Source organism: Demequina sp., from assembly GCF_016278775.1.
GTDB lineage: Bacteria > Actinomycetota > Actinomycetes > Actinomycetales > Demequinaceae > Demequina.
Genome location: NZ_JADQBF010000096.1, coordinates 1 through 3,321, shown reverse-complemented (window position 1 = coordinate 3,321; position 3,321 = coordinate 1). Strand labels below are relative to the sequence as shown.

Below are 3,321 nucleotides of genomic sequence, written 5' to 3'. Positions count from 1 at the left end.
CGCGTTGATCGAGGCGCACCGCGAGCTGGAGAACGTCACGCTCGAGCGCGAGCAGGCGCGCTACAAGCGCGTGATCCAGCAGCAGTGGACAGACCTGGTCTACGACGGCATGTGGTCCTCGCCGCTCAAGCAGTCGCTCGACGCGTTCATCGAGGACACGCAGCAGTACGTGACCGGCGACATCCGCCTGGTGTTGCATGGCGGCAAGGCGACTGTCACCGGACGTCGCTCCGACATCGGACTGTACGACTTCAACCTGGCCACGTACGACGAGGGCGACACCTTCGACCAGAGTGCCGCACGCGGCTTCATCGAGATCTACGGTCTCGCGGCCAAGCAGGCGGCGGCGCGCGCGGCGAGGGTCGCGAACTCTTAGAGAAGGTCGATTCCAGGAACCCGCCGCTGTGCACGAAGCGGCGGGTTCCTGGCACACTCGTGATGGGTAACGAAGGGGACGACGATGGCGAAGGCTGAAGGCACCAACGAGGGCGCACTGTGGGGAGGTCGCTTCAGCGGCGGGCCCTCCGAGGCGCTTGCGAAGTTGAGCGTGTCAACTCATTTTGATTGGCGTTATGCGGACGACGACCTGGCCGCGTCGGTCGCGCACGCGCACGCCCTGCAGCGGGCGGGGTTGTTGAGCGATGCGGAGACCGCCCAGATGGTCAAGGAGTTGACGGCGCTGCGGACGGCAGTCGCCGCTGGCAAGGTGGAGCCTTCTACGGCCGACGAAGACGTGCACGGCGCGCTCGAGCGGCTGCTGATCGACCGCGTCGGCCCGGACCTTGGCGGAAAGCTGCGCGCAGGGCGTTCCCGCAACGACCAGATCGCGACACTGCCGCGCATGTACCTGCGCCGTCACGCGCGGACCATCGCCTCCCAGGTGTTGGATGTGGTGGAAGCGCTGCTGGCGCAAGCCGACCGGCACCTCGACGACCCCATGCCGGGCCGCACGCACATGCAGCACGCGCAACCCGTCACGCTTGGTCATCACCTCATGGCGCACGCGTGGCCGCTGCTGCGCGACGTGGAGCGGCTCACCGACTGGGACTCGCGGGCGGCATGGTCGCCCTACGGTGCTGGCGCTCTCGCTGGCTCCACGCTGGGGCTGGACCCTGTTGCCGTCGCGGCGGAGCTCGGCTTTGCCGGGCCCACAGAGAACTCGATCGACGCGACTGCTGCGCGTGACGTGATCGCCGAGTTCTCCTGGGTCGCGGCCATGATTGGCGTCGACCTGTCGCGGCTGTCGGAGGAGATCATCCTGTGGGCGACAGTGGAGTTCGGCTTCGCGTCCCTTGACGACGCCTACTCGACCGGCTCGAGCATCATGCCGCAGAAGAAGAACCCCGACATCGCGGAACTGGCGCGCGGCAAGGCTGGTCGTCTCATCGGCGACCTGACCGGCCTGCTCACCACCCTCAAGGGCCTGCCGCTGGCCTACAACCGCGACATTCAGGAGGTCCACGAGCCCGCCCTGGACGCCGTCGACACCCTTGAGACGGTGTTGCCCGCCTTCGCAGGGATGGTGGGCACGCTCGTGTTCCACCCGGAGCGCATGGCCGAACTCGCGCCCGCCGGATTCTCGCTCGCGACCGACGTCGCCGAGTGGCTCGTGAAGCAGGGCGTTCCGTTCCGCGAGGCGCACGAGGTCGCAGGCGCGTGCGTGCGGCTGTGCGAGAAGCGCGGCAAGGAGCTCCACGAGATGACCCTGGAGGAGATGTCGGGAATCCACGAAGCCCTCAACGAGGGCGTGCTCAAGGTGCTGACCGTCGAGGGTTCGCTCGCCGCGCGCGATGGCGCTGGCGGCACGGCTCCCGCGAGAGTGGTGGAGCAGGGCAAGGCCGCGAGGGCGCGAGTCAAGCACTTCCGGCCGTGGGCGACTGTTTAGGACCCTAGGAGCTTCCGGCCACTCAGTCGCTCGATCGCGCTAGTCGACCTCGACCTCGGTCGCCCCTGTCACCCGCAGCAGGTCCGCGTACCCGATGGCAAACAGCGACGCCGGGATTCCCGCCGCCGCCCACACCTCGTCGTGGTCGCGCAGCGCCACGTCAAGGTACGTGCGCACCGGCGCGGGATGCCCCACGGGAGCGACGCCGCCGATTACCTGGCCGGTCGCCGCCCGCACGTCGTCTGGTGTTGCCCTCGTGATCGCCTGGACGCCGATGCGGCCAGCCAGCGCGGTGGTGTTGACCCGGTGCGCCCCAGACGTCACCACCAGAATCGGCTCGCCATCGGCCAGGAACACGAGCGAGCTGGCGATCGCGCCCACCTCGCAGCCGAGGTACTCGGCGGCCGACACCGCAGTCGGTGTGGGCTTGTCGATCTGACGCACCGTCACGTCGACTCCTCCCGCGTGGAGGGCCGCCTGGACCTGGGCAACTTTCGGGTGAACTGCTGGCTCCATGCGACCAAGGTAGCGTCACCGGCGGCAAAAGATACGCGTCTCGGCGGTGCGTGCCGTGCTCCATTCGGCGCCGCGCGCTAGCCTGCTGATATGTCCCAGCCATCCTTGTCGGACCTGGTATCCCTGGTGCAGCGCCGCGAGCCCCAGTGCGGAGTGATGCGCGTGGTGCTCGTCGACGGGCCCGCTGGCAGCGGGAAGACGACGCTCGCCAACCGCCTGTCTCTCGCGCTGGGGGGCCAGGAGTCGGAAGGCGCGGGCACCTACGATCCCGACAACCCCACACCGGACGACGCGCCAGTACAGATTCTGCACAGTGACGACATGTACGAGGGCTGGGGAGGGTTGCCAATACTTGACCGCGTGCTGGTGGATCAGGTGCTTGAGCCCCTCTCGCGCGGTGTGGGCGGCGAGTTCGCCATGTGGGACTGGTTGCTCGACGAGCGCACCCACACCATCCGGGTGCCGCAGCGCCGGTATCTGATCGTGGAGGGCGTGGGAGTCGCGCAACGCAGCGCGCGGCCGTATGCGAGCACCGTCATCTACGTCGATGCCCCGTGGCCGGAACGGCTACGCCGCGGCATGGAGCGTGACGGTGAGTCTCTCCGCCCGCAATGGGAGGCATGGCACGAGACCGAGGACGAGTTCCTGTACGCCGAGGGCACCCTCCATGATGCGGACGCCGTGGTGAGCGGCGACACCCGGCTACCCGACTCCTGGTAACCCGCCAGAAACCCTCGCCGTGCCACGATGGCACGGTGAGCATCGTCGACGCATGCAACGCGCACCTGGAGCCGTTACTTGCCGACGCCGAAATCCTGATCCGCCACGAGTCGCCTTCCGACGATCGGGCGGCCATCCAGGCAAGCGCCGACCTGGTGGCACAGGTGGTGGGGGAGCGCTTCGCTCAGGCGGGCATCGCG

The 3,321-nt window shown here is 68.3% G+C and carries 3 protein-coding genes and 1 pseudogene; 3 read left to right on the top strand and 1 reads right to left on the bottom strand.

What is annotated here, in order from left to right:
• Both QZZ33_RS10900 and argH read left to right on the top strand, forming a co-directional pair.
• Positions 1–376 (top strand): annotated as a pseudogene (locus tag QZZ33_RS10900) (argininosuccinate synthase domain-containing protein); the annotation flags it as partial.
• An 84-nt stretch (positions 377–460) separates the two neighbouring features.
• Positions 461–1,885 (top strand): argininosuccinate lyase, encoded by a 1,425-nt coding sequence (argH, locus tag QZZ33_RS10895; RefSeq protein WP_291380044.1) that lies wholly within the window; start codon positions 461–463, stop codon positions 1,883–1,885.
• A gap of 39 nt (positions 1,886–1,924) precedes the next feature.
• On the opposite strand, the gene QZZ33_RS10890 is transcribed toward argH, so the two are convergent.
• Positions 1,925–2,401, bottom strand: a complete 477-nt coding sequence (locus QZZ33_RS10890) for a YbaK/EbsC family protein (RefSeq protein ID WP_291380043.1) — start codon at positions 2,399–2,401, stop codon at positions 1,925–1,927.
• Between the two features lie 90 nt (positions 2,402–2,491).
• Between QZZ33_RS10890 and QZZ33_RS10885 the strand changes: the two genes are divergently transcribed.
• Positions 2,492–3,121, top strand: coding sequence for a uridine kinase (locus QZZ33_RS10885; protein ID WP_291380042.1), 630 nt, complete (start codon positions 2,492–2,494; stop codon positions 3,119–3,121).
• Positions 3,122–3,321 lie beyond the last annotated feature (200 nt).

Excerpts from the sequence above, each read along its gene's own strand:
- argH (WP_291380044.1), top strand. The coding sequence starts at position 461 with ATGGCGAAGGCTGAAGGCACCAACGAGGGCGCACTGTGGGGAGGTCGC.
- QZZ33_RS10890 (WP_291380043.1), bottom strand. The coding sequence starts at position 2,401 with ATGGAGCCAGCAGTTCACCCGAAAGTTGCCCAGGTCCAGGCGGCCCTC.
- QZZ33_RS10885 (WP_291380042.1), top strand. The coding sequence starts at position 2,492 with ATGTCCCAGCCATCCTTGTCGGACCTGGTATCCCTGGTGCAGCGCCGC.